General features: G+C 44.2%; 18 protein-coding genes. 7 read left to right on the top strand and 11 right to left on the bottom strand.

Features of this window, described 5'->3' with window-relative positions; all coding sequences use genetic code 11:
* Nucleotides 1–14: 14 nt before the first annotated feature.
* On the bottom strand, nt 15–233 hold the full coding sequence (locus BLW16_RS18145; RefSeq protein WP_090559204.1) for a hypothetical protein: 219 nt from the start codon (nt 231–233) through the stop codon (nt 15–17).
* 257 nt (nt 234–490) lie between these two features.
* Between BLW16_RS18145 and BLW16_RS18140 the strand changes: the two genes are divergently transcribed.
* Complete coding sequence (locus tag BLW16_RS18140; protein ID WP_090559202.1) at nt 491–2,272, top strand: glycoside hydrolase family 15 protein; 1,782 nt, start codon at nt 491–493, stop codon at nt 2,270–2,272.
* A gap of 53 nt (nt 2,273–2,325) precedes the next feature.
* On the opposite strand, the gene BLW16_RS18135 is transcribed toward BLW16_RS18140, so the two are convergent.
* Nucleotides 2,326–4,518: a bifunctional alpha,alpha-trehalose-phosphate synthase (UDP-forming)/trehalose-phosphatase gene (locus BLW16_RS18135; protein ID WP_090559201.1), complete on the bottom strand. Its 2,193-nt coding sequence runs from the start codon at nt 4,516–4,518 to the stop codon at nt 2,326–2,328.
* 217 nt (nt 4,519–4,735) lie between these two features.
* On the opposite strand from BLW16_RS18135, the gene BLW16_RS18130 reads away from it, so the two are divergent.
* Nucleotides 4,736–5,209, top strand: a complete 474-nt coding sequence (locus tag BLW16_RS18130) for a ribonuclease H-like YkuK family protein (RefSeq protein ID WP_090559199.1) — start codon at nt 4,736–4,738, stop codon at nt 5,207–5,209.
* Between the two features lie 286 nt (nt 5,210–5,495).
* Here BLW16_RS18130 and BLW16_RS18125 read toward each other — a convergent pair whose 3' ends face one another.
* Complete coding sequence (locus tag BLW16_RS18125; RefSeq protein ID WP_090559197.1) at nt 5,496–6,872, bottom strand: ammonium transporter; 1,377 nt, start codon at nt 6,870–6,872, stop codon at nt 5,496–5,498.
* 427 nt (nt 6,873–7,299) lie between these two features.
* On the opposite strand from BLW16_RS18125, the gene BLW16_RS18115 reads away from it, so the two are divergent.
* On the top strand, nt 7,300–7,782 hold the full coding sequence (locus BLW16_RS18115) for an SRPBCC family protein (protein WP_090559194.1): 483 nt from the start codon (nt 7,300–7,302) through the stop codon (nt 7,780–7,782).
* Here the strand turns inward: BLW16_RS18115 and BLW16_RS18110 are convergent.
* Both BLW16_RS18110 and BLW16_RS18105 read right to left on the bottom strand, forming a co-directional pair.
* A complete protein-coding gene (locus BLW16_RS18110; protein WP_090559193.1) occupies nt 7,761–8,717 on the bottom strand; it encodes a tRNA modification radical SAM protein MnmL/YtqA in 957 nt (318 codons plus the stop codon). The genes BLW16_RS18115 and BLW16_RS18110 overlap by 22 nt on opposite strands.
* 66 nt (nt 8,718–8,783) lie before the next feature.
* Nucleotides 8,784–10,208, bottom strand: a complete 1,425-nt coding sequence (locus BLW16_RS18105) for an APC family permease (protein ID WP_090559192.1) — start codon at nt 10,206–10,208, stop codon at nt 8,784–8,786.
* A 205-nt stretch (nt 10,209–10,413) separates the two neighbouring features.
* Between BLW16_RS18105 and BLW16_RS18100 the strand changes: the two genes are divergently transcribed.
* The 3 genes from BLW16_RS18100 to BLW16_RS18090 all read left to right on the top strand — a co-directional run bounded on the left by BLW16_RS18100 (nt 10,414) and on the right by BLW16_RS18090 (nt 14,977).
* The gene (locus tag BLW16_RS18100) at nt 10,414–12,669 is read left to right on the top strand and encodes a sodium-translocating pyrophosphatase (protein WP_090559191.1); all 2,256 of its coding nucleotides are present in this window, start codon (nt 10,414–10,416) and stop codon (nt 12,667–12,669) included.
* 131 nt (nt 12,670–12,800) lie between these two features.
* The gene (locus BLW16_RS18095; RefSeq protein ID WP_090559189.1) at nt 12,801–14,315 is read left to right on the top strand and encodes an amino acid permease; all 1,515 of its coding nucleotides are present in this window, start codon (nt 12,801–12,803) and stop codon (nt 14,313–14,315) included.
* 95 nt (nt 14,316–14,410) lie between these two features.
* Nucleotides 14,411–14,977: a MarC family protein gene (locus tag BLW16_RS18090; protein ID WP_090559187.1), complete on the top strand. Its 567-nt coding sequence runs from the start codon at nt 14,411–14,413 to the stop codon at nt 14,975–14,977.
* A gap of 2 nt (nt 14,978–14,979) precedes the next feature.
* Here the strand turns inward: BLW16_RS18090 and BLW16_RS18085 are convergent, their stop codons facing one another.
* The 5 genes from BLW16_RS18085 to BLW16_RS18065 are packed head-to-tail and all read right to left on the bottom strand — an operon-like array spanning nt 14,980 to nt 20,931.
* Entirely contained in the window at nt 14,980–16,143 is a 1,164-nt protein-coding gene (locus BLW16_RS18085) for an RsmB/NOP family class I SAM-dependent RNA methyltransferase (RefSeq protein ID WP_090559185.1), read from the bottom strand.
* Nucleotides 16,140–17,372 carry an ABC transporter substrate-binding protein gene (locus BLW16_RS18080; protein WP_090559183.1) on the bottom strand — a complete coding sequence of 411 codons (1,233 nt, stop codon included), beginning with the start codon at nt 17,370–17,372 and terminating at the stop codon, nt 16,140–16,142. Before BLW16_RS18080 ends, BLW16_RS18085 begins: the two co-directional genes overlap by 4 nt.
* Complete coding sequence (guaA, locus tag BLW16_RS18075) at nt 17,329–18,858, bottom strand: glutamine-hydrolyzing GMP synthase (RefSeq protein WP_090559181.1); 1,530 nt, start codon at nt 18,856–18,858, stop codon at nt 17,329–17,331. The genes BLW16_RS18080 and guaA overlap by 44 nt, the downstream gene beginning before the upstream one ends.
* An 8-nt stretch (nt 18,859–18,866) precedes the next feature.
* Nucleotides 18,867–19,286 carry a deoxycytidylate deaminase gene (locus BLW16_RS18070; protein ID WP_090559248.1) on the bottom strand — a complete coding sequence of 140 codons (420 nt, stop codon included), beginning with the start codon at nt 19,284–19,286 and terminating at the stop codon, nt 18,867–18,869.
* Between the two features lie 37 nt (nt 19,287–19,323).
* Nucleotides 19,324–20,931, bottom strand: coding sequence for an MFS transporter (locus tag BLW16_RS18065; protein ID WP_090559179.1), 1,608 nt, complete (start codon nt 20,929–20,931; stop codon nt 19,324–19,326).
* Nucleotides 20,932–21,079: 148 nt separating this feature from the next.
* On the opposite strand from BLW16_RS18065, the gene BLW16_RS18060 reads away from it, so the two are divergent.
* Nucleotides 21,080–21,706 carry a LysE family translocator gene (locus BLW16_RS18060; RefSeq protein ID WP_090559178.1) on the top strand — a complete coding sequence of 209 codons (627 nt, stop codon included), beginning with the start codon at nt 21,080–21,082 and terminating at the stop codon, nt 21,704–21,706.
* Between the two features lie 386 nt (nt 21,707–22,092).
* Here the strand turns inward: BLW16_RS18060 and BLW16_RS18055 are convergent, their stop codons facing one another.
* Nucleotides 22,093–23,994, bottom strand: a complete 1,902-nt coding sequence (locus tag BLW16_RS18055; protein WP_090559175.1) for an amidophosphoribosyltransferase — start codon at nt 23,992–23,994, stop codon at nt 22,093–22,095.
* Between the last annotated feature and the right edge of the window lie 14 nt (nt 23,995–24,008).

Genomic DNA, 24,008 nt, shown 5'->3' with positions numbered 1-24,008 from the left:
CAAAAGAAAGCAGACTAATACTTCAGGAACTTCTTCCTGATCTTACCCACTCTCATCTGGGCCCTTTTTTCCAGCTTCATCAGCATGGTGCCCCTTTTGTACATCCATGACGTCACCTTATCGTTCGCTTCCTGAATCGGAGAGCATATTTTTTCATCCAGGATATCGAGGTATTTCGCATTAGACCTGCTTTGCTGGAGTAAATAGAATTCATTCATCAGTTCCGTGTTCATCTTTACCTTATTTAAATGAGTATTCGATTAGTTAAATAGTCAACGCCCTGCTGACAAATAATAGTACTATTTGCAGTAGTATAAATATAAAAATATTCTTTGTCACAAACAATAGCACAGCTGTTTTTATAGCAACAGCAATGGCCTTTTTTTGTTTTGCGGCATGACGATTGCAATGTTTTCAAAATCGCGCTCTTTATTTAAACAGCACCATCATCGTAAGATAATTGTGCGAACATGTATTTAAAAACAGATTAATGGATAGACATACCTACCAGACAGGAATCATTGGAAATTGTGCATTCCTTGCTCATATCAATAAAAACACAAATGTTGACTGGCTATGCTGGCCGCGATTCGACAGCTCCTTCGTTTTCGGCGGACTGCTTGACCAGGAAAAGGGAGGAGAATATTCCATCCGCCCTGCCGGCGAGTATACCTCAGACCAATACTACCTGGAAAACACGAATATCCTTTGCACGGAGATCAGCAACGAAGAAGGCCGCTACAAGATCACAGATTTTGCCCCCAGGTTCTTTCAGTATGAACGTTATTACAAACCATTGATGTTCATCCGCAAGATCGAACCCCTGGAAGGAAACCCCAGGATAAAAGTAACTTGCAAACCTACCTTTGAGTATGGCGAAGGCTTCCAGGAAGGTTCAAGAGGAAGCAACCACATCCTGTTTACCGGCAGCGAACATCATATGCAGCTGAGCACCAATATTTCCTTATCTTATATTGAAGACGAAAAGTATTTTGCCCTCAATGACGTCAAATACCTGATACTGACTTACGGCTACAATCTTGAAGCTCCTATTGAAAGTACTGCGGAAAGGTTTCTGCTTGAAACAAAAAAATACTGGAGAACCTGGATCAAACACTCTACCATAGCCGGATTTCAGCAATCACTGGTTATCCGCTCTGCGCTGGTCCTCAAAATCCACCAGTATGAAGATACGGGGGCAATCATTGCGGCCAGTACCACCAGCCTGCCGGAATCACCGGGAAGCACAAGGAACTGGGATTACCGCTATTGCTGGATGAGGGATACCTATTACGTAATCACTGCATTGAACCATATCGGCCATTTTGAAGAAATGGAGCGCTATTTCAATTATATAACCGACATTTCCTTCCGTGATGACAAACGTTATCAGCCACTTTTCGGCATCGCCGGTGAGCGTGTGCTGACAGAAAGGATCCTTACCAACCTGAAAGGTTACCTGGGCAACCAGCCTGTACGTATAGGGAACCAGGCTTTTGAGCATATCCAAAACGATATTTACGGACAGGTGCTGATCTCTATGCTGCCCCTGTATTCAGATAACAGGTTTATTTATAGCGAACGCAAGGACTCAACCATATGGCTAGACTACCTGCTTACAAAGATAGAAAGCACAATAGATGAGAAAGATGCCGGAATATGGGAATTCCGTAACCTTGCCAATATGCACTGTTATACCAATCTCTTCCAGTGGGCAGGTGCCAATGCTGCATTGAAAATGGCAAAAAGGATTGGCAACCAGGAATTCCAGGACCGTGCTACGCAGCTGATCGACCGTGCAGCGGCACATATTGAAGCATGTTATGACCCCGAAAGAAAAGTATATAACCATGCAATAGGAAGTGCCCATCTCGATGCCAGCACTTTGCAGCTCATCCTGATGAACTACCTGGATCCGGAATCACAGCGCGCCAAAGATCACCTGATTGCCCTGGAGGAGGAACTAAAGGCAGAAAATGGTCTTTTCTACCGTTACCGCCATACTGATGATTTTGGCAAGCCAAAAACTACCTTCCTGATCTGTGCCTTCTGGTATGTAGAAGCACTGGCTATAGTAGGCCGTGTGGATGATGCCGTGAAAGCCTTTGATTCATTGATCAGCTATGGCAATCACCTTGATCTTTTTGCAGAAGATATAGATGAAAAAGACGGCAGCCAATGGGGTAATTTCCCGCAGGCTTACAGCCATGTCGGACTGATGAACGCCGCCCATAGAATTGCCATTAAGCTGGACAGGCCCGTTTTCCTATAGGGAAACGGGCCTGTCTTTAGAATGATAACAGCTGCAATTCATTTGCGGCTGTTTTATTTCAATTGTGTAGTGCTCGCAGAAAGTATCTTCAGCAGCTCACGTACCTCCATAAAGTTCCGCAGGTAATTCCTTGCTGCAGAAATATTGCTGCCTACTTTAATGGTATAGGCCGTTGGCGGCAATGCTTTAAAAATATCTTCATCGGTATGGTCATCACCCAATGCAAGGATAAAATCAGGATCATTGCCATAAAGCCAGCTTAAGGCGGCTTTCCCCTTGTTTACCTCTATATTTTTAAATTCAATTACTTTATTTCCCGGCATCATCTGTAAACCCTTATCGGCTACAGTTACCTTCAGGTGGTTGATGATCTCATTTGCCCTGAGCTCCCCAAGGCCGTCCTCAACCTTACGGTAGTGCCATACCAGTGAATAACTTTTATCCTCGATGAATGATCCCGGAGTTCTGTCGGTATAGGTGTCAAGCACCGTCCTTACATCCTGTTTCCACTGGTCTGTTAAAAGAGGCAGTGACTTCCATTCCTCCTGGTCACGTTTTTGCCATGCGCCATGCTCAGCGATGAGGTCAAGTTTCATATGACCAAACCATTGTTCCAGTGTCTGGTTTCTTCTTCCGCTGATGATGATCACACGGTTGGCAGGATCAGCCGTAAGGGTTTCCAGTATCTGGTATAAATCCTCATCAGGAGCCGTTTTCTCCAGGTCTCCGTTAAACCCGACAAGGGTTCCGTCATAATCCAGAAAGATATATCTTTCGCTTGCCGCGACATAATCCTTCGCCATCTGCTCTCTTACTACTCTCACTGCAAATTTTGTCAATAACGATTCCTGCAGCTGCTTCACTTCTTCCAGCTTATCCATAAAATTTTTTACCCAAAGGTGTATATCAAACTTCTTAACAATGCCCCTCATTACAGACATCCTTGTGATCTGCTCTTCAACAGGCATATTCAGGGCCTGGACAATTGCCCTCATTACATCCCCGATGTTATTGGGGTTAACGATCAGCGCGTCATTCAGCTCTTTGGAGGCTCCTGCCATCTCGCTTAAGATCAGCACACCTGTATTATCTATCCGGGTGGCTACATATTCTTTACTAACGAGATTCATTCCATCACGCATTGGCGTAACAAGACATACATCTGCTGTGGCATATAATGCCGACAGGAATTCTATAGGAAATGACCTGTAGAAATAATGTACCGGAAGCCAGTTCAGGGTTCTGTAGGTGGCATTGATGTTACCTACCAGCTGATCGATCTGATCACGCAGTTCTTTATACTGCGGAACGGTGTCCCTTGAAGGAACAACGATCATATACAATGACAAGTCATCTATATATTCCGGATGCTTCTGTAACAGCAGTTCATATGCCTGCAACCGTTGCAGGATGCCTTTACTGTAATCCAGCCTGTCAATCGTTAAAACGATCTTACGGTCCTGCATCGTCTCTTTGAGCGAAGCAATCTGTTCCACAACAGCCTGCTCAGTCACCAGGCTTTCAAATTTCGCTTCGTCAATTCCCATTGGAAATGACTCTACAACGATTTGCCTTTCTTTAAAGGTGACCACATTGTCCGAAATCTTGGCATTGGTTAAGCGCGAAGCCGCACTCAGAAAATGCCGTACATCATCAAATGTATGGAATCCGAGCAGGTCTGCTCCAAACATACCCTCTACGAGATCTTCCCTCCATGGAATCAGGCGAAAAATCTCATAGGAAGGAAAAGGGATATGCTGAAAGAAACCAATAGTTACATGGGATTGCTCTTCCCTGATCAGTCCGGGCAATAACAACAGCTGGTAGTCATGCACCCAAACTGTATCGCCTTCATTTAAATGTTCGATAACCGTATGCTTAAATTTCTGATTTACGATCTGATAGAAATCCCAGTAGGTTTGTTCAAAATTTGCATAAGTGACCATATAATGAAACACCGGCCATAAAACTTCATTGGAGAAACCTTCATAATAAAGGTTGATTTCTTCAGGACTTAAGAATACAGGTATGAGATTTAATTCGGCAAGTTTTTCCGTAACTTCCTGTTGCCTTTCTTCCGGGACATCAATCCCGGGCCACCCCATCCAGATATTATCTCCTTTTTTGTAGACCGATCCGAGGCCTGTTGCCAGTCCCCCTTCACTCGGACTCAGGAGATATTCTCCATTACTTTCTACTATTTTGACGGGTAAGCGGTTCGAAACTATTATTGTTTTGTTTACCATATTACAACTTATACAACTGTTCTGAGTCCTGTTTTGTTTCATATTTCTCAGTTAACGCCGTAGAAAGGAGATGAAGCAGACATTGTAACGTCTGACACAAATGTTGACAACCGGCTGATTGTTAGCAAATAAACCACAGCAAATTAATGTATATTTAACATAATCAACTTATTTTTAGAAAACCTGAATACGGGTTGTTACCTAACACCAATAACGTATGACCTGGAAGAAATTTAATGGTGAAGTGATCCACGCACCAATTTTAGAAGAAGTAGAAAAAGCCATCATCAGGGAAACTGAAAAAGGCTATCACCTCAAAGTTTGCATTGGTACCGATTCACAGGTGAAGGGGCCCTTCACTGATTTCGCCACAGTTATTGTTTTGCTGAGAGAACAACATGGGGGATTTATGTACATCCACCAGGAAAAGTCACAGCAAAAGATGACGATCAAGGAAAGAATGCTGATCGAAGTACAAAAGTCTATCGAGACCGCTTACGCCGTTTGCGACCTGCTGGACCTGTACGATGTGGATCTTGAAGTACATGCCGATATCAATACCAACCCAATGTTTAAGTCCAACAAGGCGCTGAACGAAGCAATGGGTTATATTCTCAGCATGGGCTTTATCTTTAAAGCCAAACCGGAAGCTTTTGCCAGTTCTACCTGTGCGGATAAAATGGTTCACTAAAAAAGAGGTCTCTCTTGTGGAGGTCTTTTAGATTTACTGGCTTCGCTGAAAAAAGGGGGTATACGCTATTCCGGCTGCATTAATTCGCTGCGCGAAAGAACGACCAGGCCGGAATAGCGTATATCCCCTTTTTTTAGTTCCTCCCCCCAGAAAAAACTAAAAGATCACCACTGCGTTCGCCCCGGAGAATCATCCATTGCAGGGTGCTTAAAAGCATGATCGTTATCAAACGGTCGCTATTGTAAGGTAATAAATACCGTCTGCCTTTTTTTTAATCAAGAGGTTACTATGCACTATGTTCAACCTCTGCTCCCGTAGAAACTACGATCAGGGTACCCTGAGAATATTTTTCATTATGCTGACTTACATCCAGTCCTTCTTCTTCTTCTTCAGAAGATACCCGGATTGGCTGGAATACATTGATGACCTTAAAAATCACGAATGAAACCACGAAGCTGTATACCCCAACGATCAGCACACCTTTCAGCTGAGTGAAGAAGAAATCAGGATTTCCGTAGAACCATCCGTCAACACCGGCCGGGTTCACTGTTTTTGTAGCAAAGACACCGGTAAGCAGCATACCGACGATACCACCAATACCATGACAAGGAAATACATCCAGTGTATCATCAAGTGTAGTTTTTTGTTTCCATGATACCGCAAGGTTTGAAATGATCGCCGCAAAGGCACCGATGAAGATACTGTGCGGAATAGCAACAAAGCCGGCTCCCGGAGTGATCGCTACCAATCCTACTACTGCGCCGATACAAAATCCAAGCACCGATGGCTTCCGGCCTCTCAGCACGTCAAAGAACATCCACGAAAGCCCGGCAGCACCAGCTGCAACATTTGTGGTTGCAAAAGCGGAAACTGCAAGACTGGTAGATCCCAATGCAGATCCTGCATTAAAGCCGAACCAGCCGAACCATAATAAACCTGTTCCGATCAGTACATACGGAATATTTGAAGGAGGTATTTCCTGGTGCTCCATGTGCACCTTTCTTCTTTTAAGAACGATCGCACCTGCAAGTGCCGCCATACCTGCAGAGATATGTACTACGGTACCACCGGCAAAGTCGAGCACGCCCATTTTGAAGAGCATACCACCAGGATGCCATGTCCAGTGCGCAAGCGGCGAATACACGAACAGCGCAAACAATACGATAAAAGCAATATAAGATGTAAAGCGGATACGTTCGGCAACGGCGCCTACAACAAGGCCTGGTGTAATGATCGCAAACATCAGTTGGAACAGCGCAAATAAGGTCAGTGGAATAGTCGGGGCAAGACTCCACGACGGACCTGAATTTACACCATCAAAGAACATATATGTACCTGGATTTCCGATCAATCCATGAACACTGTCGCCAAATGCAAGACTGAAACCAACAGTTACCCATAACACACTGATTACTCCGGCAGAAACGATACTTTTAATCATCGTGGAAAGCACGTTCTTTCTATGCACCATACCGCCGTAGAAAAAAGCCAACCCGGGTGTCATTAAAAATACCAGAGCAGTTGCTACCATGATCCACCCCACATCGGCCGCATTATACTTACCCTCGTCGAAATTTGGGTGTAGAGGTACAAATAGGGCCGCAATCGCTACAAACGCAAGAATTACGAATGGTACAATCTGCTTTAACTGAATTTTGTTCATGAAAATTTGATTTTATAGATTTATAGATATTTAAGATAGTTAACTGGATAAAATTGGATTTAAATTCCATAAAGATAATTATAAACTGCAATCATTTCAAAATTTACTCAGTAAATTGGGAATAATATTGAATTTTACTAAATAAATGCCAAACAAAAATGAAATTATGAAATCCAAGCAAGGCAAAAAAGCAATTATTTGACTAAAATTTGAAAAATGATACTGAAATAACTTCTGTATTTTACGCTCCGGATGAATACAGACATCCTAAAAACGTAAAAAAACATCAAATCTTATTGCTGCGAAGAAAATATGATAGAAATTATTTAAGGACCTTCTCCCCGGCGGACAACACAACCATTGGCTCTATTCAGCGGAATTACAAACAAAACCCACTGAAATGCGTTTCTTTAACAACCCAGCTATTATGAAAGCTTTCCATCTTAATTTCTCTCAGCGCATTCCGATTAGCCTTCCTGAAGCCTGGGACTTCTTCTCCTCACCAATGAACCTGGCAAAGATCACCCCAAAAGAAATGGCTTTTACCCTCACTTCCCCTTTGCGGCCTGAGGAAAAGATGTACCCGGGAATGATCATCACCTATAAGGTATCGCCGGTAGCAGGCATAAAGCTGAACTGGATGACAGAGATCACTCAGGTGGAAGACCAGAAATATTTTATTGATGAGCAGCGCTTCGGCCCTTACAAGTTCTGGCACCACCAGCATCACTTCAAAACTATTCCCGGAGGAGTAGAAATGAATGATATCCTCACCTATGGATTACCGATGGGCATATTCGGCAACATTGCCAACAGCGCATTCATTGCAGGTAAATTGCAGGAGATCTTTAATTTCAGAAAACAGAAAGTGACTGAACTATTCGGAGATTATACCAATACAGAAACATAAGCAGATCCCTGTACAACCCCACGTTTCTCTATTTCCCTGTCAATATAGGTCTGAATGGATGATTTATTTAATCCCCAGTTCGGCGCAATCAGCAGGTCCCAGTCTGATATACCGAAAAGGCGCTGGATGACCACGTCCGGTCTGAGCAAGGGAATCAGTTTACACAGCAGGTCTGTATATTCTTCAAGGCTGAATAATTTGAAGGGCTGTTTTTTATATTTAGCCCCCATAATAGAGCCTTCTACAATATGTAAATGGTGGAACTTCACAAATTTGATCTGGGGGAACCTGTTGATCTCATGAATATATCCCATCATCATTTCTTCCGTTTCCCAAGGAAACCCGAAAATAGTATGTACACAGAGATCAAGCTTACTGTTCTCCAGTAATTCTACTGCAGCTACAAATTCAGCATGACTGCATCCCCTGTTGATCTGTTCAAGCGTCTCATCATAGATAGATTCCATACCCATTTCCAGATCCACATCAAAACGGTCGGCATAACTTTCCAGCAGGGCCACTTTCTCCGCGTCAATGCAGTCCGGCCTTGTACCTACTGAAAAACCAACAACGTCGGCTGTATTGATGGACAAGGCTTCGTCATACATCATTTTTAAATAATGCACGGGCGCATAGGTATTGGTATTCGGTTGAAAATAGACAATAAATTTATCTGCTTTATAAAAGCCCTTGCCACGCTCCATTCCCTGCTCCAACTGCTCGCGGATCGTAGGGAGTTTCCTGGAAAGTTCCGGAGTAAAAGAATCTACATTACAATAAGTACAGCCACCATAGCCTTTACTGCCATCGCGGTTCGGACAGGTAAACCCCCCGTCAACAATTACCTTGAATACTCTTTGCCCCTTATATTTTGTTTTAAGGTGAGTGCCGTAGTTATTATATCCTTTTATGCCTGAATCTAATGGAGTTCCCAAATTGCTTTTATTTTCTGCAAAAATACAGCTTTTAATTTATACTTCGGAACATGGAAAAGCAAGAATTTAGACAGCGGCTTCCTCCGCAGGTTTAGATAGGTAATATATAGGTATACCCAATAACATGATCAGCACACCCCAGCCACAGGTACTAAATCTGGTGATCAGTAAACCTACGCATAATGCACCTGCCAGAATGATGTAAAGAAAAGGCAGCAGTGGATAACCAAAAGCCTTATACGGACGTTCAGCATCGGGCTGTTTCCTTCGTAAAATGAATATGCCATAGATGGTAAGGATATAGAAAATGATCACGATGATCATGACGAAATCCAGCAGATCGCCATATTTTCCGGTCAGGCATAAGAGGGAAGTCCAGACACACTGTATCCACAGTGCCCATGCAGGTACACCTGCCTTATTCAGCACAGATGCCTTTTTAAAGAAAAGTCCGTCTTTGGCCATCGTGTAGTAAACACGCGCCCCGGCCATAATCAGTCCGTTGTTACAGGCAAAGGTACTGATCATGATAATCACGGCCATGACCAGTGTTCCTGTATCGCCAAATGTATGTTGTGCCGCTGCCACAGCAACCCTGTCAGATTTGGCAAAGGCGATATCGCTAAGCGGCATTACCGAAACATACATGAGATTAGCCAGGATATAGATCACGGTCACGATGAAAGTACCGAAGAACAAACTTAAGCCTACGTTGCGCTTCGGATCTTTGATTTCTCCGGCAATAAAAGTTACTCCTACCCAGGCATCACTCGAAAACAGTGAACCCACCATCGATGCAGCGATACCTGCCAATAATGCGCCGCCGCCAATAGAAACCCATGAAGCGCTGCCGGCATCAAAGGCACGGGTATTCCAGGCATCCGTCCAGTTTGCATTCCAGATCTCTGCTTTCGCACCAAACATGAACCCGCCGATGATCAGCCCGAATAACGAAAGGATCTTAATGATCGTCATCGTCGTTTGCAGAATCTTACCCTCCTTCACCCCGCGGCTGTTAATATAGGTTAGCAGGATAATCGTGACGATACTGACCAGCTGCGCTGCATTCAGTTTAAAGGAACCAAGGCTATATAAAATATTTTCATCACTTAAAGGTTCATACAAGTAGGCAGCAAACTTGGAAAAGCCCACTCCCACGGCAGCAATGGTACCAGTCTGGATCACCGCGAAAAAACTCCATCCATATAAAAACGCGATCAGCTTATTGTAGGCTTCTTTCAGATAAACATACTGCCCGCCGGCTTTGGGAAACATGGCGCTCAGCTCAGCATAACTTACCGCAGCGATCATCGTAATCAGACCAGACAATATCCAGATCAGAATGAGCCAGCCAGCAGAACCTACCTGTCGTGTAATATCAGCACTGACAATAAATATTCCGGAGCCGATCATTGAGCCCACAACTAGCATTGTCCCGTCTAAAAGGCCAAGTTCTCTCTTAAAGGACGCATCCTGGTTTTCGTTTTCCATACAGGTATTCTATTTTAATGAATAATTTAAACTTTTTTTTAAAAATGCTAATATATAAAACCATAAAGGTTTCGCAATTATTCATTTATCTTCAATGAGGTGATTGCCACATAACTATGATTAATTTGGCAATCTCAGAAACTCTACTTAATTTGTATATAAGCGCCTATATGCCTAACCTGAGCAACCAAATATAAAACAACATATGAATTTTCTACAGCAAAACTTAATTAATATTATCCCTGTCTTCGGGGGTATCGGAATTCTGGTCATGTTATTCCAGAGTGCCTGGGTAACACGGCAGGACGCGGGTGATCAAACCATGTCTGAACTGGCAGGTCATATTGCAGATGGTGCCATGGCTTTCCTCAGGGCCGAGTGGAAAGTACTCAGCTATTTTGTGGTCATAGCCGGCGTTTTACTGGCCTGGTCGGGCACACTCAAAGGAAACCCGGCAAACCCGATCCACTCCAGTCCTGTAATTGCCATTGCATTTTTAATTGGCGCGGTATTCTCTGCATTTGCAGGATATATAGGTATGCGCATTGCCACTAAAGCCAATGTCAGGACAACACAGGCAGCAAGGACCAGCCTGGCACAAGCCCTTAAAGTATCTTTCAGGGGAGGAACGGTAATGGGATTTGGGGTGGCCGGACTGGCCATACTGGGTCTCGGCGGACTTTTCATCGTCCTCTACCATACTTTTGTGCATCCCGGAACAGCTGAATCTCCGGCAGAATTAAAGAAAACCATTGAGGTGCTCGCCGGATTTTCACTGGGCGCAGAAAGCATAGCGCTGTTTGCACGTGTCGGAGGTGGTATTTATACCAAAGCTGCCGATGTAGGGGCCGACCTGGTAGGCAAGGTAGAAGCGGGAATACCCGAGGATGACGTAAGGAATCCTGCAACCATAGCCGACAATGTGGGCGATAATGTGGGCGACGTAGCCGGGATGGGGGCGGACCTGTTCGGTTCCTACGTTGCAACTATCCTGGCAACGATGGTACTGGGCCAGGAAATCGTCTCTGCCGATCAGTTTGGAGGAATGGCACCGGTGCTGCTGCCCATGCTCATTGCAGGCCTGGGGCTCATCTTCTCCATTATCGCCTCTTTATTTGTAAGTATCCGTAAGGATACAGACAGTGTACAAAAGGCGCTGAACCTGGGTAATTGGCTCTCCATCCTGCTTACCGCTGTCGCCTCCTATTTCGCCGTGCGGTGGCTGTTACCTCCGGCCATGTCCATCCGAGGTTTTGAATTCAACCCCATGTCAGTTTACCACGCTATATTGGTAGGGCTTGCTGTCGGTACGCTGATGAGCCTCATCACGGAGTATTATACCGCCATAGGCAACCGGCCTGTACAGTCCATTATCCAGCAATCCTCCACGGGGCATGCCACCAATATCATCGGCGGCTTATCCGTTGGAATGGAATCTACAGTGCTGCCTGTCCTTGTGCTGGCGGCAGGCATATATGGCTCTTATTTTTTCGCAGGTTTCTACGGTGTGGCAATTGCAGCGGCAGGAATGATGGCCACCACAGCCATGCAGCTTGCCATCGATGCCTTTGGCCCGATCGCCGATAATGCAGGAGGAATTGCAGAAATGAGCGGCCTGCCCAGAGAAGTAAGGGAACGTACAGATATTCTCGATGCAGTGGGCAATACCACCGCAGCCACCGGTAAAGGTTTTGCTATTGCTTCGGCAGCACTCACCTCACTGGCATTGTTTGCTGCCTTTGCAGGAATTTCAGGGATTACATCTATAGATATCTATAAGGCAAATGTTTTGGCCGGCCTGTTTGTTGGGGGCATGATCCCGTTCATTTTCTCTTCCCTGTGCATCTCCGCCGTTGGACGTGCCGCTATGGCAATGGTTCAGGAAGTAAGGCGGCAGTTTAGAGAAATTCCCGGGATCATGGAATATAAGGCAAAACCTGAATACGAGAAATGTGTAGCGATCTCTACGGAAGCTTCCATCAGAGAGATGATGCTGCCGGGTGCTATAGCCCTGATTGTTCCGCTGATTGTAGGTTTCACGTTTGGCGCCGAAGTACTGGGAGGACTGCTGGCAGGAGTTACCGTTTCGGGTGTGCTGATGGGCATATTCCAGTCGAATGCCGGTGGTGCCTGGGATAATGCCAAAAAATCCTTCGAAAAGGGAGTGCTCATTAACGGAGTAATGGAGTACAAAGGTTCTGAGCCGCACAAGGCCTCCGTAACAGGCGATACCGTGGGTGATCCCTTTAAAGATACGTCCGGACCGTCAATGAATATCCTGATTAAGCTAATGTCTATCGTTTCACTAGTCATTGCACCACATATTGCTGTAGGAATTAGTAATAATTCGCGCGTAGAAATTAAAAAAGAGATAAAAATTGTCAAGTCGGCTGATTCTGAGGGTAAAATAGTGCTCGACACAGTTAAAAATAGTATTGTTGCGCTAGTAACTCAGCAATAATTGCTTATCATTGTTCTGAATAAAAGGGATTTTCATAAAAAGTCCCTTTTATTTTTAATTTTTTTTTAATTAGGTTTGGAATTGAATTCAATTATATCACAAATAAAAAAACTTAACACTTAAATTAACTTATGCTTTTTAAAAAATCTATTCCACAATTACTGGCTGAGGCAAATGAGAGTGGTGAGGGCACGCTGGTCCGTTCCTTATCCAGTTTCAACTTGGTTGCCTTGGGTGTTGGTGCTATTATCGGTGCTGGACTATTTTCCCTGACAGGTATAGCAGCAGCGGATAATGCTGGTCCTGCGGTTATTCTCTCATTCATTATTGCTGCGGTAGGTTGTGGTTTCGCCGGACTTTGCTATGCGGAATTTGCCTCCATGATCCCCGTAGCAGGTAGTGCATATACTTATTCTTACGCCACCATGGGTGAATTCATGGCCTGGATCATCGGATGGGACTTAGTACTGGAATACGCATTGGGTGCTGCAACGGTAGCGGCCAGCTGGTCACAGTATTTTTCACAGTTTATTGAGGGATTTGGCGTCCACTTCCCTGTTACCCTTTTACACGGCCCATGGGACAAAATAGACGTTGCCGGTCAGATGGTAAATGCAGGTGGCATCGTCAATCTTCCTGCAATTGTGATCGTTTGCCTGCTGTCCTTATTGTTAATGAAAGGAACAGGAGAATCTTCAGCAGTAAACAACGTACTTGTAATTGTAAAAGTTGCCGTTGTTTTGGTCTTCATTGCATTAGGCTGGTCATTTATCAATCCTGCCAATCATCATCCTTTTATTCCTGTTAACTTAGGTGAAGAGGCGGTGAAATCAGGAACCAAAGGGTTCTTTGAATTCTTTGCCAGTGATGAATTCGGCCATTTCGGGATCAGTGGTATCCTTCGTGGTGCTGCCGTGGTATTCTTTGCCTTTATTGGTTTTGATGCCGTGAGTACTGCAGCGCAGGAAGCTAAAAACCCGCAAAAAGGAATGCCAATCGGAATTATCGGTTCACTGGTAGTATGTACCTTATTGTATGTGCTGTTCTCTTATGTAATGACAGGACTGGAAAACTACACCAAATTTGCAGGTGACGCTAAACCAGTTGCAACAGCTTTTGCACAAACCGGCTATACGTTCTTAAACAAGTTCCTGATTGTGGCCATCCTTGCAGGTTATACATCTGTAATCCTGGTGATGCTTTTAGGGCAGAGCCGTGTATTCTACAGTATGAGTAAAGACGGGTTATTGCCTAAAGTATTCTCCGACCTTCATCCAAAAAATCAAACCCCTTATAAAACCAACTTAATGTTCATGGTTTTCGTGAGCATTTTTGCAGGTTTTGTACCTGTTTCAGACCTGGGACATATGGTAAGTATCGGTACATTATTTGCCTTCTCGCTGGTATGTATCGGTGTATTGATCCTGAGAAAAACAGATCCTGATCTGGACAGGCCTTTCCGTACCCCATGGGTGCCGCTGGTGCCTATTCTGGGAATCATCGTTTGTTTACTGATGATGGCTTCATTACCAATTGTAAGCTGGTTTCGTTTAGCGGTCTGGATGGCCCTTGGAATACTGATCTACTACGCTTACAGTAAACAAAACAGTAAGATCAGAAAACAATACCAGGACACATTAAAATAGTATTCTTATACTCATTATAAGATTTTAACTAAAAAGCCACTTAATAAGTGGCTTTTTAGTTAAAATCGTTTTACATTTACACAAACATCATGCTCATGGAATTCAATTTAAGCCAGATCTTATCAACTTCAATGGTACTGTTTGCTATCATTGATATTTTAGGAGCCATCCCCGTAGTAATTGAACTGCGCAGGAAGGCGGGCCATATTGAATCTGAGAAAGCAACACTTGTTGCAACCGTATTGATGATCATCTTCCTTTTTGCGGGTGAGACTCTGCTGAAAATTATCGGCCTGGATGTAGAATCCTTTGCCATTGCGGGTTCACTGGTGATCTTCTGTATAGCGATGGAAATGGTACTGGGCTTAACAATCTTCGTTGAAGATGCGCCGGAAACGGTATCCATTGTTCCGCTGGCCTTTCCGCTGATTGCCGGGGCAGGTACAATGACCACCCTGCTATCCCTTAAAACAGAGTATGCCACTCAGAATATCGTGGTGGGTATAATGATCAATATGATGTTTGTTTACATCGTATTAAAGAACACAGAACGGCTGGAAAAACTCTTTGGTAAATCCGGGTTAAATGTTTTGAGGAAGGCCTTTGGTGTGATCCTGCTGGCTATTGCAATTAAGCTGTTCAGGAACAATACAGGGCTGTAACCTTAAGTTTTGATCAGCCTTGCGATAAACATCGTATCGGCCTTGTCATTATAACCGGGAATACTTTGCATGCTTTCCAGTTTTAAGGGAAGGTTTTCCAGCAGATGGGCAATTACCTCTTCATTTTCTTTCTTAAACACGGAACAGGTAATGTAGATCAGCGGCTTATCCGTCTTGAGGTATTTTACCACCCCTGCAGCAATGCTCTTCTGTAAACCAGAGAAGAAATCAATCTTATGTTCTTCAAAATGATAGAGCATTTCAGGAGTACGGCCCCAGGTTCCCGATCCCGAACAGGGTGCATCCAGGATGATTCCGTCAAAGAAATAATCATGCAGGTCCTGGTCATTGTTCTGAAGAAGATCAAGTACTTTTTTCTGGTACTTTTTAATCCCGGCAGCCTGAAAACGCTCATCCAGGTTATGCAGACTGTTCTCCCGCACATCACTCACCAGTAACTGCACTTTGGGTTCAATATCATGCAGCAGGAGTGATTTCCCTCCAGAGGCTGCACAGCAGTCCCACCAGTACTCGTAAGGTTTTGGGAGGAAGTATTCGCCTGTTTGCTGTGAAGAAAGGTCCTGCACCTGATAGTATTCATTTTCAGGAAGCAGTTTCTCCAGTTTAGTACCGTTGGGCAGTGATAAGGTCTTTTCGTTAACAACCTTAACGTTCACCTCAGCCTTTACCAGAAGGTCAAAAAACGCCTGCTGCCGGTCGGCCTTAACCCTTAGAAACAGATCAGGCTGGATAAAGAAAGAATATAAAAAATCCAGCTTACTGATTCCGTCAGACAGTTCAGCTTTAAAATGAAAAACATCCTCCAGCCGGAATGCCGGAAAGGCATCCTCAATCAGCGCTATTTTAGCCTGCACAGGCAATAACAGCTGATCTTTCAGCTGAGGCAGATAGTGATCGATCACCATGCTCTCCGTTTGGTTACACAGAAAATCTGCAATAGCCAGGCGCATCAGCTGATCTTCTTTTTTCAGTGCCTGGCCCAGGCGAAAATAACTGTACAGGTACCGGGTGGTCCAGCGCCTGTCTGAAGAGCCCATCTGTTTATGCTGTTTAAAATAGGTGAAGAGAAACCTATGTAAGGGTAATACCCCATCATATTTAGCGAAGACCTGTTCAAAGGCACGTACCTGATATTCTAATTTCATTCTACGGGGTTTAGCGCATAGTTTTTATACTCCAGCAAAAACAGGCTGGTATTGATATACCCTAACTGGTCATCTTTTTTAAACAGGTATGAATTCTGCAGTCCTTTATATTTTTCTGATGGAAGATAACGGAGATAATTTGCTCCGTGTTCAGCCATTACTTTACCAAAATAGAAACCCGCATCAAATCCTTTAAACGCATATTCACCGGGCTCAAAATGATTGAGGTTACGGTACTTCCTCACAAAACTGCTCACAGCCGGGTTTTTATAGTCTACCCAATACGATGAAGTGATCCTCGTATTCAATAACTGAAGTTTTTCTGTACTGTAATTTTGTTTAGACCAGTTCGGATGCCCAAACAGATCAATTTGCATGCCGTTGTTTTTCATTTTCACCAGTTTGTCAATCGTAGCAATAACAAACGGCCTGTCTGACGAGGACATGATCACGATATACTGTTTAGACGGGTCCCTGGCTGTTTCCAGTGCGTATACAGAACTGTATTCCTGAAAGGTAAACTTAGTTCCCTTATCCTTTTTAAAATAACTGCGGACAGGTATAGCAAGTGTTTCATCGGCAGACTTCCTGGTACTGATCAGCGCCACAATCGTTTTAGCCGGATCAAACTCTTTGGCAATAAAATTGCCGATCTTCTCTGCGTGGAGATCGATATTATTTACCACCGAGATCAGGTTAGGGTTCAGGAACTCATCAGGATGTGTAGCAGCGAGAGGTGAAACCACCGGAATGCCATTGGCCACTGAATAATTCGTAATGAACTTTATGCCTTCGGGGAAAACAGGGCCTACAATCAGATCACTGCCTGTAAGTTGCCCGGATTTGATCAGCGACAGGATCTGGTCATTGTTATCTCTGGTATCCAGGACCTTCAAACGAAAGTTCAGCCCGGCTGCGGCAGCAGAGTCTATTCCCATTTTAAATCCCTGGTAGAAATCTATGGCCATGACAGACTTTTCCATCTCGGCCTTACTGCCCGACCTGATACTGGCAAGATTAAGGTTGAAGGGAACGAGTAAGGCAATGCTGGCTTCAGTAAACTTTTTTTCTGCTTTTACTGCGGCCTCCGGCTTTTCCGCTTCTTCCTTTTTTGGTGTTTTCTGAGTGGTTACCTTTGGCGAACAGGCCAGCAGGAAACAACTCAGAAAGATTACACACCAGAATTTATTCCCACTCAATTGTTGCTGGCGGTTTTGAGCTAATATCATACACTACTCTGTTAATACCTTTTACTTTATTGATGATTTCATTAGAAATTTTCGCAAGTACCGGGTATGGCAAATGACACCAGTCAGCCGTCATCCCATCAACAGACTCTACTGCACGAAGGCAGATCACGTTCTCGTAAGTACGTTCATCTCCCATTACACCGACCGACTGCACCGGAAGGAATATCGCTCCTGCCTGCCAAACCTGGTCGTATAACCCTGCTTCTTTAAGGTTATCTATATAAATTGCATCTGCATCCTGCAGGATAGCCACTTTTTCCGGTGTTACATCACCCAGGATACGTATGGCCAGACCCGGACCAGGGAAAGGGTGACGGCCAAGGATAAAATCTTCAAGGCCTAATGATTTCCCCACTCTTCTTACTTCATCCTTAAATAACGTATTCAGGGGTTCCACTATTTTAAGCTTCATAAAATCAGGCAGACCACCTACGTTATGGTGTGATTTGATCGTTGCAGACGGACCTTTTACAGAAATGGATTCGATCACATCAGGGTATATGGTACCCTGGGCAAGCCATTTCACATCCTGTACTTCATGGGCAGCATCATCAAATACTTCGATGAACACACGCCCTATCGCTTTACGTTTCAGTTCAGGGTCCTTCACACCGGCCAGCTGGCTTAAGAAACGCTCTTTTGCATCAATGCCTTTGATGTTCAGCCCAAGGTGTTTGTACTGTTCCAGAACAGACTCGAATTCTCCTTTGCGGAGCAGTCCGTTGTCTACAAAGATACAGTGCAGGTTAGTACCTATGGCTTTATGCAGCAGGATGGCGGCTACACTAGAGTCTACCCCTCCTGAGAGGCCAAGCACTACTTTATCATTTCCTAATTTTTCTTTCAGGTCCGCAATTGTAGTTTCTACAAATGCATCTGCCGTCCAGTTCTGGCTGCAGCCGCAGATATCTACCAGGAAGTTTTCCAGCAGTTGTTTCCCGTCGGTACTGTGGGTAACCTCCGGGTGGAACTGAATGGCATAAGAAGAAGTATCCTTCACCTGGAAGGCAGCAACCCTTACGCTGTCTGTGCTCGCAATGACCTCAAATGATTCCGGAATATCTGTGATGGTGTCACCATGTGACATCCAGACCTGGGAACCAATGTTTATATTTTTTAATAATTTATTGTCTGCCTTGATATAATTAAGATTTGCTCTTCCATATTCACGGGTTGATGAAGCCTGAACCCTGCCACCTGAATGCTGGGCAAGATATTGTGCGCCGTAACATACGGCTAAAACAGGTTGTTTCTGATGGAAACGGGCTAAGTCTATTTGAGGGGCATCTTCCTGAAGAACTGAGTAAGGGCTACCAGAAAAAATGATACCTTTTACCTCTGATGTGATTTCCGGAATATGATTAAAGGGGTGTATTTCACAAAAAACATTTAACTCACGAACCCTGCGGGCTATCAACTGCGTAAATTGAGAGCCATAATCTATAATTATGATTTTTTCTAGCATGGCCAAAGTTAGTATTTATTCACTTCAACACCGAATCTTTTTAAGAAATCGACACCTTCGTCACTTGGCAGGCCTTTATACTCCGCATAGGAGTCTTTGTAAACTACTACTTTAATACCAGAAGAAAGGATCAGCCTTGCACAGGCGATACATGGTGAAAGGGTGGTAAACAATGTTCCACCTTCAATTTTTGAACCGTTCCTCGCCGCATAAAGGATGGCATTTTCTTCCGCATGGAGTGCCAGGGAGCAGCTCCCCCTTGAATCTCTTGCACATCCGGCATCCGGCCATTCCTCATCACAGTTATGCGTTCCGGCAGGAGGGCCATTGTAACCTATTGAAATAATGCGGGTATCTTTTGTCAGCACTGCCCCTACCTGCGCCCTCACACAATGAGATCTGGCAGCAAGATCTACTGCCAGATTCATATAAATTTCATTAAACCCGGGTTTTACGCTTACCAATTTAGTGTCCTCCCTCTGCAGCAATATTTTCTACATTTATCCCCTGTTTCTTTAATACAGCACTTACTTTCCAGGCAAAGAAGATCAGGTAGCAGAACCCGATTGCCGGGATGATATAAGAATGGTGTATGCCCTGGGTATCGGCCAGTTTTCCCTGAACCGGGGGCAGGATGGCACCACCAAGGATCATCATGATCAGGAAGGACGAGCCCTGGCTTGTATACTTACCCAGTCCTGTAATGGAAAGGGCAAAGATGGAAGGCCACATGATCGAGCAGCATAGTCCACCGCTGATAAACGCAAGCGTAGCCACTTCTCCGGTATTTAACAGCCCTACGATCATTGCAATTACGCCCAGCGTAGAGAAGATAGCCATTGTTTTCGCCGGCTTTTCCTGGCCGATAAAAAATCCGATTACCAGTACAGTCACGCAGATACCATATACATACAGGTTGCTGACATCTGTCCCGGTCAGCTGGTTTACCAGCAGAATGATGCCAAACGCAATGAATGGCACAACTACGGTAAGTACAGACTTGGTAGTTTTTGTGAGGCTGAAAGCACTTACTGCCCCTGTCCACCTTCCAACCATCATACTGCCCCAGTATAAAGCGATATAAGGTTTGATATCTGATTCATGAAAACCACCAAATTCTTTCAGGTTTAATAAAGCCCCTAAGTTACTCTGGATGGTTACCTCCACGCCGACATAAGTAAACAGGGCAATCATTCCCAGGATCAGCTGAGGATATTGCATAGCGCCCCACTGGTTCAGGTTCTCCTTCTTTTTCAGATAGACAAAAAGCAGTGCTCCAATAATGATCACCAGGGACGAATAAACAAAGTTAGCTTCGGCAATACCGGTCAGACGGGATAAAGGCTGGGCAGCCAGCACCATCAGGAAACCAAGGATCACCACAACCAGAGGGCCGTTTGATTTAGGGCTGGCTTCAAGCTGTTCATCACTTGTTACTTTTGGCAGGGTGCTGATGGCATAAAAACCGGCTACCAGCAGGAATAAACCTGCAAGGGCATAATACAAGGTGGTGATAGAAGAGATCTCCACCACTTTGGCTACGGCATCATTCGCGGAACCAAAAAGTACGATGCTGACAATAACCGGCCCCATCAGGGCACCGAAGTTATTTACACCACCGGCAAGGTTTAACCTGTGGGTGCCGCTTTCAGGAGCACCGAGGGCTACAACAAAAGGCTGTGCTGCTGTCTGTTGCAGAGAAAAACCTATTGCAATAACGAAGAAGGATACCAGGATAAAGATAAAGGAGCCCGAATGTACGGCTGGCACCATCAGCAGTGCCCCGCAGGCAGAGATAGCAAGCCCTGCAATGATACCGTTCTTGTACCCGATTTTATTCAGAATATCTACTTTGCTGGCCTGCGAAGCAAAATACAAAATCAGAGATCCGATGAAATACCCGCCGTAAAACGTAAAATCAATCAGCTGTGATTCAAATTGTGTAAGGTGAAAGTGTGACTTGCAGAAGGGTATAAATATACCGTTCGACGCCGCCACAAAGCCCCAGAAAAAGAACACGGTGATAATTGTATATAGCGCCGTGCCATAGTTTTTTTGTGTTTTGTTATCCATATAATTGTTGATGTAAAGTTTCAGTTTATAAACATAAATAAAATAAACTGTTTGTTAAAGTGTATCCTTAACACAATAAATGAAGCAAAAAAAAACGGGGTAGTTATACATTAAAATCGGATATTAGCAGCAAATATATGTGAGTTGAATGATTGAAGCAATATTACAGGGGATTTGTGCGGGTATTTTGTTTTCGTTTTTAACAGGACCTGTTTTCTTTTCCATGATAAAGACCAGTATAGAAAAAGGGTTTAAAGCCGGTTTTTCTTTGGCAATAGGAGTGATACTAAGTGACATCATATTTATTAGTCTTACGATCTTTAGCTCTCAGTTCGTGAATTACAATCCAGCCTATACTAAATATGTAGGTACGGTCGGCGGCCTTTTCCTTCTGGGTGTGGGTCTGTATTATCTCATCGTTAAAGTAAAAGTGAATTACGAAACCTCGGAGATCCTCAAAGTCAAGAGAAGCGGTTATATACTCAAAGGTTTTCTGATGTGCCTGCTCTCTCCCACTACACTGATGTTCTGGGTTGGCGTAGGCGGCATAGTTTCCGGTCATTTACATTATACAATGGCAGAAAAGATAGCCTTCTTTGTAGTAGCTCTGACTACACAGCTGTTCGTAGATTCTCTTAAGACCTATTATGCGGCCAAGCTGAGGTACCGTATCAAGGAGAAGAACATCAAGGTACTGAACAGGGTGGCGGGTGCGGTGATCATCGTTTTTGCCATCAGGATATTTTTTGAGGTTGTTACCAAGTACTATAAGTAGACCATCATCTGAACTTCCCCGCCCTTACATACAAGGGTCTTCAGCGGGTAGCACAACATTACAAATTCGTTTCCGGACTGGTATTCCAAGACTCCCTAAAGATTTTTAAGGGGGTGTTAACAGGCTGTCAATACAAAATAAGAACCCTACCTGAACCAGCTGAAAAATTGTTCTGATAGCTGAGAAACCTGATCAGGCACAATATCGCCCTGCACAGGAAAATGACACACATGGGATCGTCTTTCATAGGTATGCCCTTGTATGGATATACTTCAAAAAAATGACTTGTGGTTTCAATGCCTTCCGGCGCCCTTCGGCGGCAGACAGCATTGAAACCACAAGTCATTTTTATCGGCGAAGCCAGGAGCTCTTAGCCCCCTGACGATCTAATAAGCCCTCTGGTTACTTCCTTCTTTCCAGTTCATGAACGCCTTGTTCACTACCTTGTTACCACCCGGGGTAGGATAGTTTCCTGAGAAATACCAGTCGCCTTTATGGTTAGGTATAGCAACGTGCAGGTTATCTAAAGTCTGATAAATGACTTCAACTTCTGCCACAGTCTCCTCAGGAGTTATGATCTTCGCTATCTGCGCAGAGATCTCTTCCTGTTTGAATGGTCTGTATATTTCTTTGACGTGATTGATAATCTGATCTTTGGGCAATAAAAGGGACGCTTTACATTTTTCGTAAACTTCATCAATGACATGTGCCATTCCACGTTCTCTGAGCAACTGGATAGCGGCTTCAAAAGCTACGAACTGACCCATTTTAGACATGTCAATACCATAACAGTCAGGATAGCGTATCTGAGGTGCTGATGATACAATGATGATCTTTTTAGGGTGCAGCCTGTCAATGATCTTAATGATACTTTGTCTGAGTGTAGTGCCCCTTACAATAGAATCATCTACTGCTACGAGCGTGTCTACATCATTTTTGATCACACCGTAGGTGGTATCATAAACGTGCGCAACCATTTCCTTACGGTCGGCATCAGCGGTAATGAACGTACGTAGTTTGACGTCTTTAATAGCAAGCTTTTCTACCCGTGGTGTCATGGACAACAGTTCTTCCAGTTCCACATCGGTAAGGTTTTCCTGGTTTCCGATCAATGTCTCTTTCTGGATTTTCCTGATGTGGTCATGCAGGCCTTCTACCAAACCGTAAAACGAAATCTCGGCGGTATTGGGAATAAAAGAGAAAACAGTATGTTTCAGATCAGATTTAACTGCAGCCAGGATCTGGTCGATCAATAGTTTTCCCAGTTGTTTTCTTTCTGTATAGATTTCAGCATCACTGCCGCGGGAGAAATAGATACGCTCAAATGAACATGATCTTTTTTCCATTGGCTCCCTGAATTGTTCCATACTTACGGTACCGTCTTTTTTCACAATTAAGGCATGACCGGGAAGAACTTCTTTTACCTCTCCAAAAGGAATATTGAATGCCGTTTGAATAGCGGGACGCTCAGAAGCACCAACAACAATCTCATCATCCTGGTAATAATACGCAGGGCGGATACCTGATGGGTCACGCATAAAGAAGGCATCCCCGTTTCCGACAATTCCTGACATGGCATAACCACCATCCCAGGTTTTAGCTGAACGGCGAAGGATATTTGCGATATTAAGGTTATCAGATATTTTGTGAGTGATCTCCACATTTGACAGTCCTTCCTTTTTGTAGGTATCAAAAAGATCCTGATTTTCATCATCAAGGAAGTGACCTATTTTTTCCAGTACGGTAACAGTATCAGCCTGCTCTTTCGGGTGCTGGCCCAGTTCATAGAGCTGTTCAAGTAATTCATCCACATTGGTCATGTTGAAGTTACCTGCAATAACAAGGTTACGGGTCATCCAGTTGTTCTGACGAAGGAACGGATGGCAGTTCTCAATACTGTTCTGCCCGTGTGTACCATAGCGAAGGTGCCCTAACAATACCTCCCCGATAAAACTTACATTTTGTTTCAGCCATTCAGCATCCTGCATGAGTTCAGGAGTTTCATTCTGGATGTCTACGAATTTGTTGTGTACATAACCAAAAATGTCTGCTACCGCATTTTGGGCCATCGATCTGTAACGGCTAATGTAACGGTGTCCTGGTTTTACATCTAATTTGATTGTTGCAATCCCGGCGCCGTCCTGCCCCCGGTTGTGTTGTTTCTCCATTAAAAGATACAGCTTATTCAGGCCATAAAGCGCAGTACCGTATTTTTTCTGGTAGAATGAGAGCGGTTTTAAAAGACGGATAAAAGCAATTCCGCATTCGTGTTTTATCGAGTCACTCATTGTGTGTGGTTTGA

Source organism: Pedobacter hartonius (assembly GCF_900107535.1).
Taxonomy (GTDB): domain Bacteria; phylum Bacteroidota; class Bacteroidia; order Sphingobacteriales; family Sphingobacteriaceae; genus Pedobacter; species Pedobacter hartonius.
This window is presented reverse-complemented; position numbering and strand designations above follow the sequence as displayed.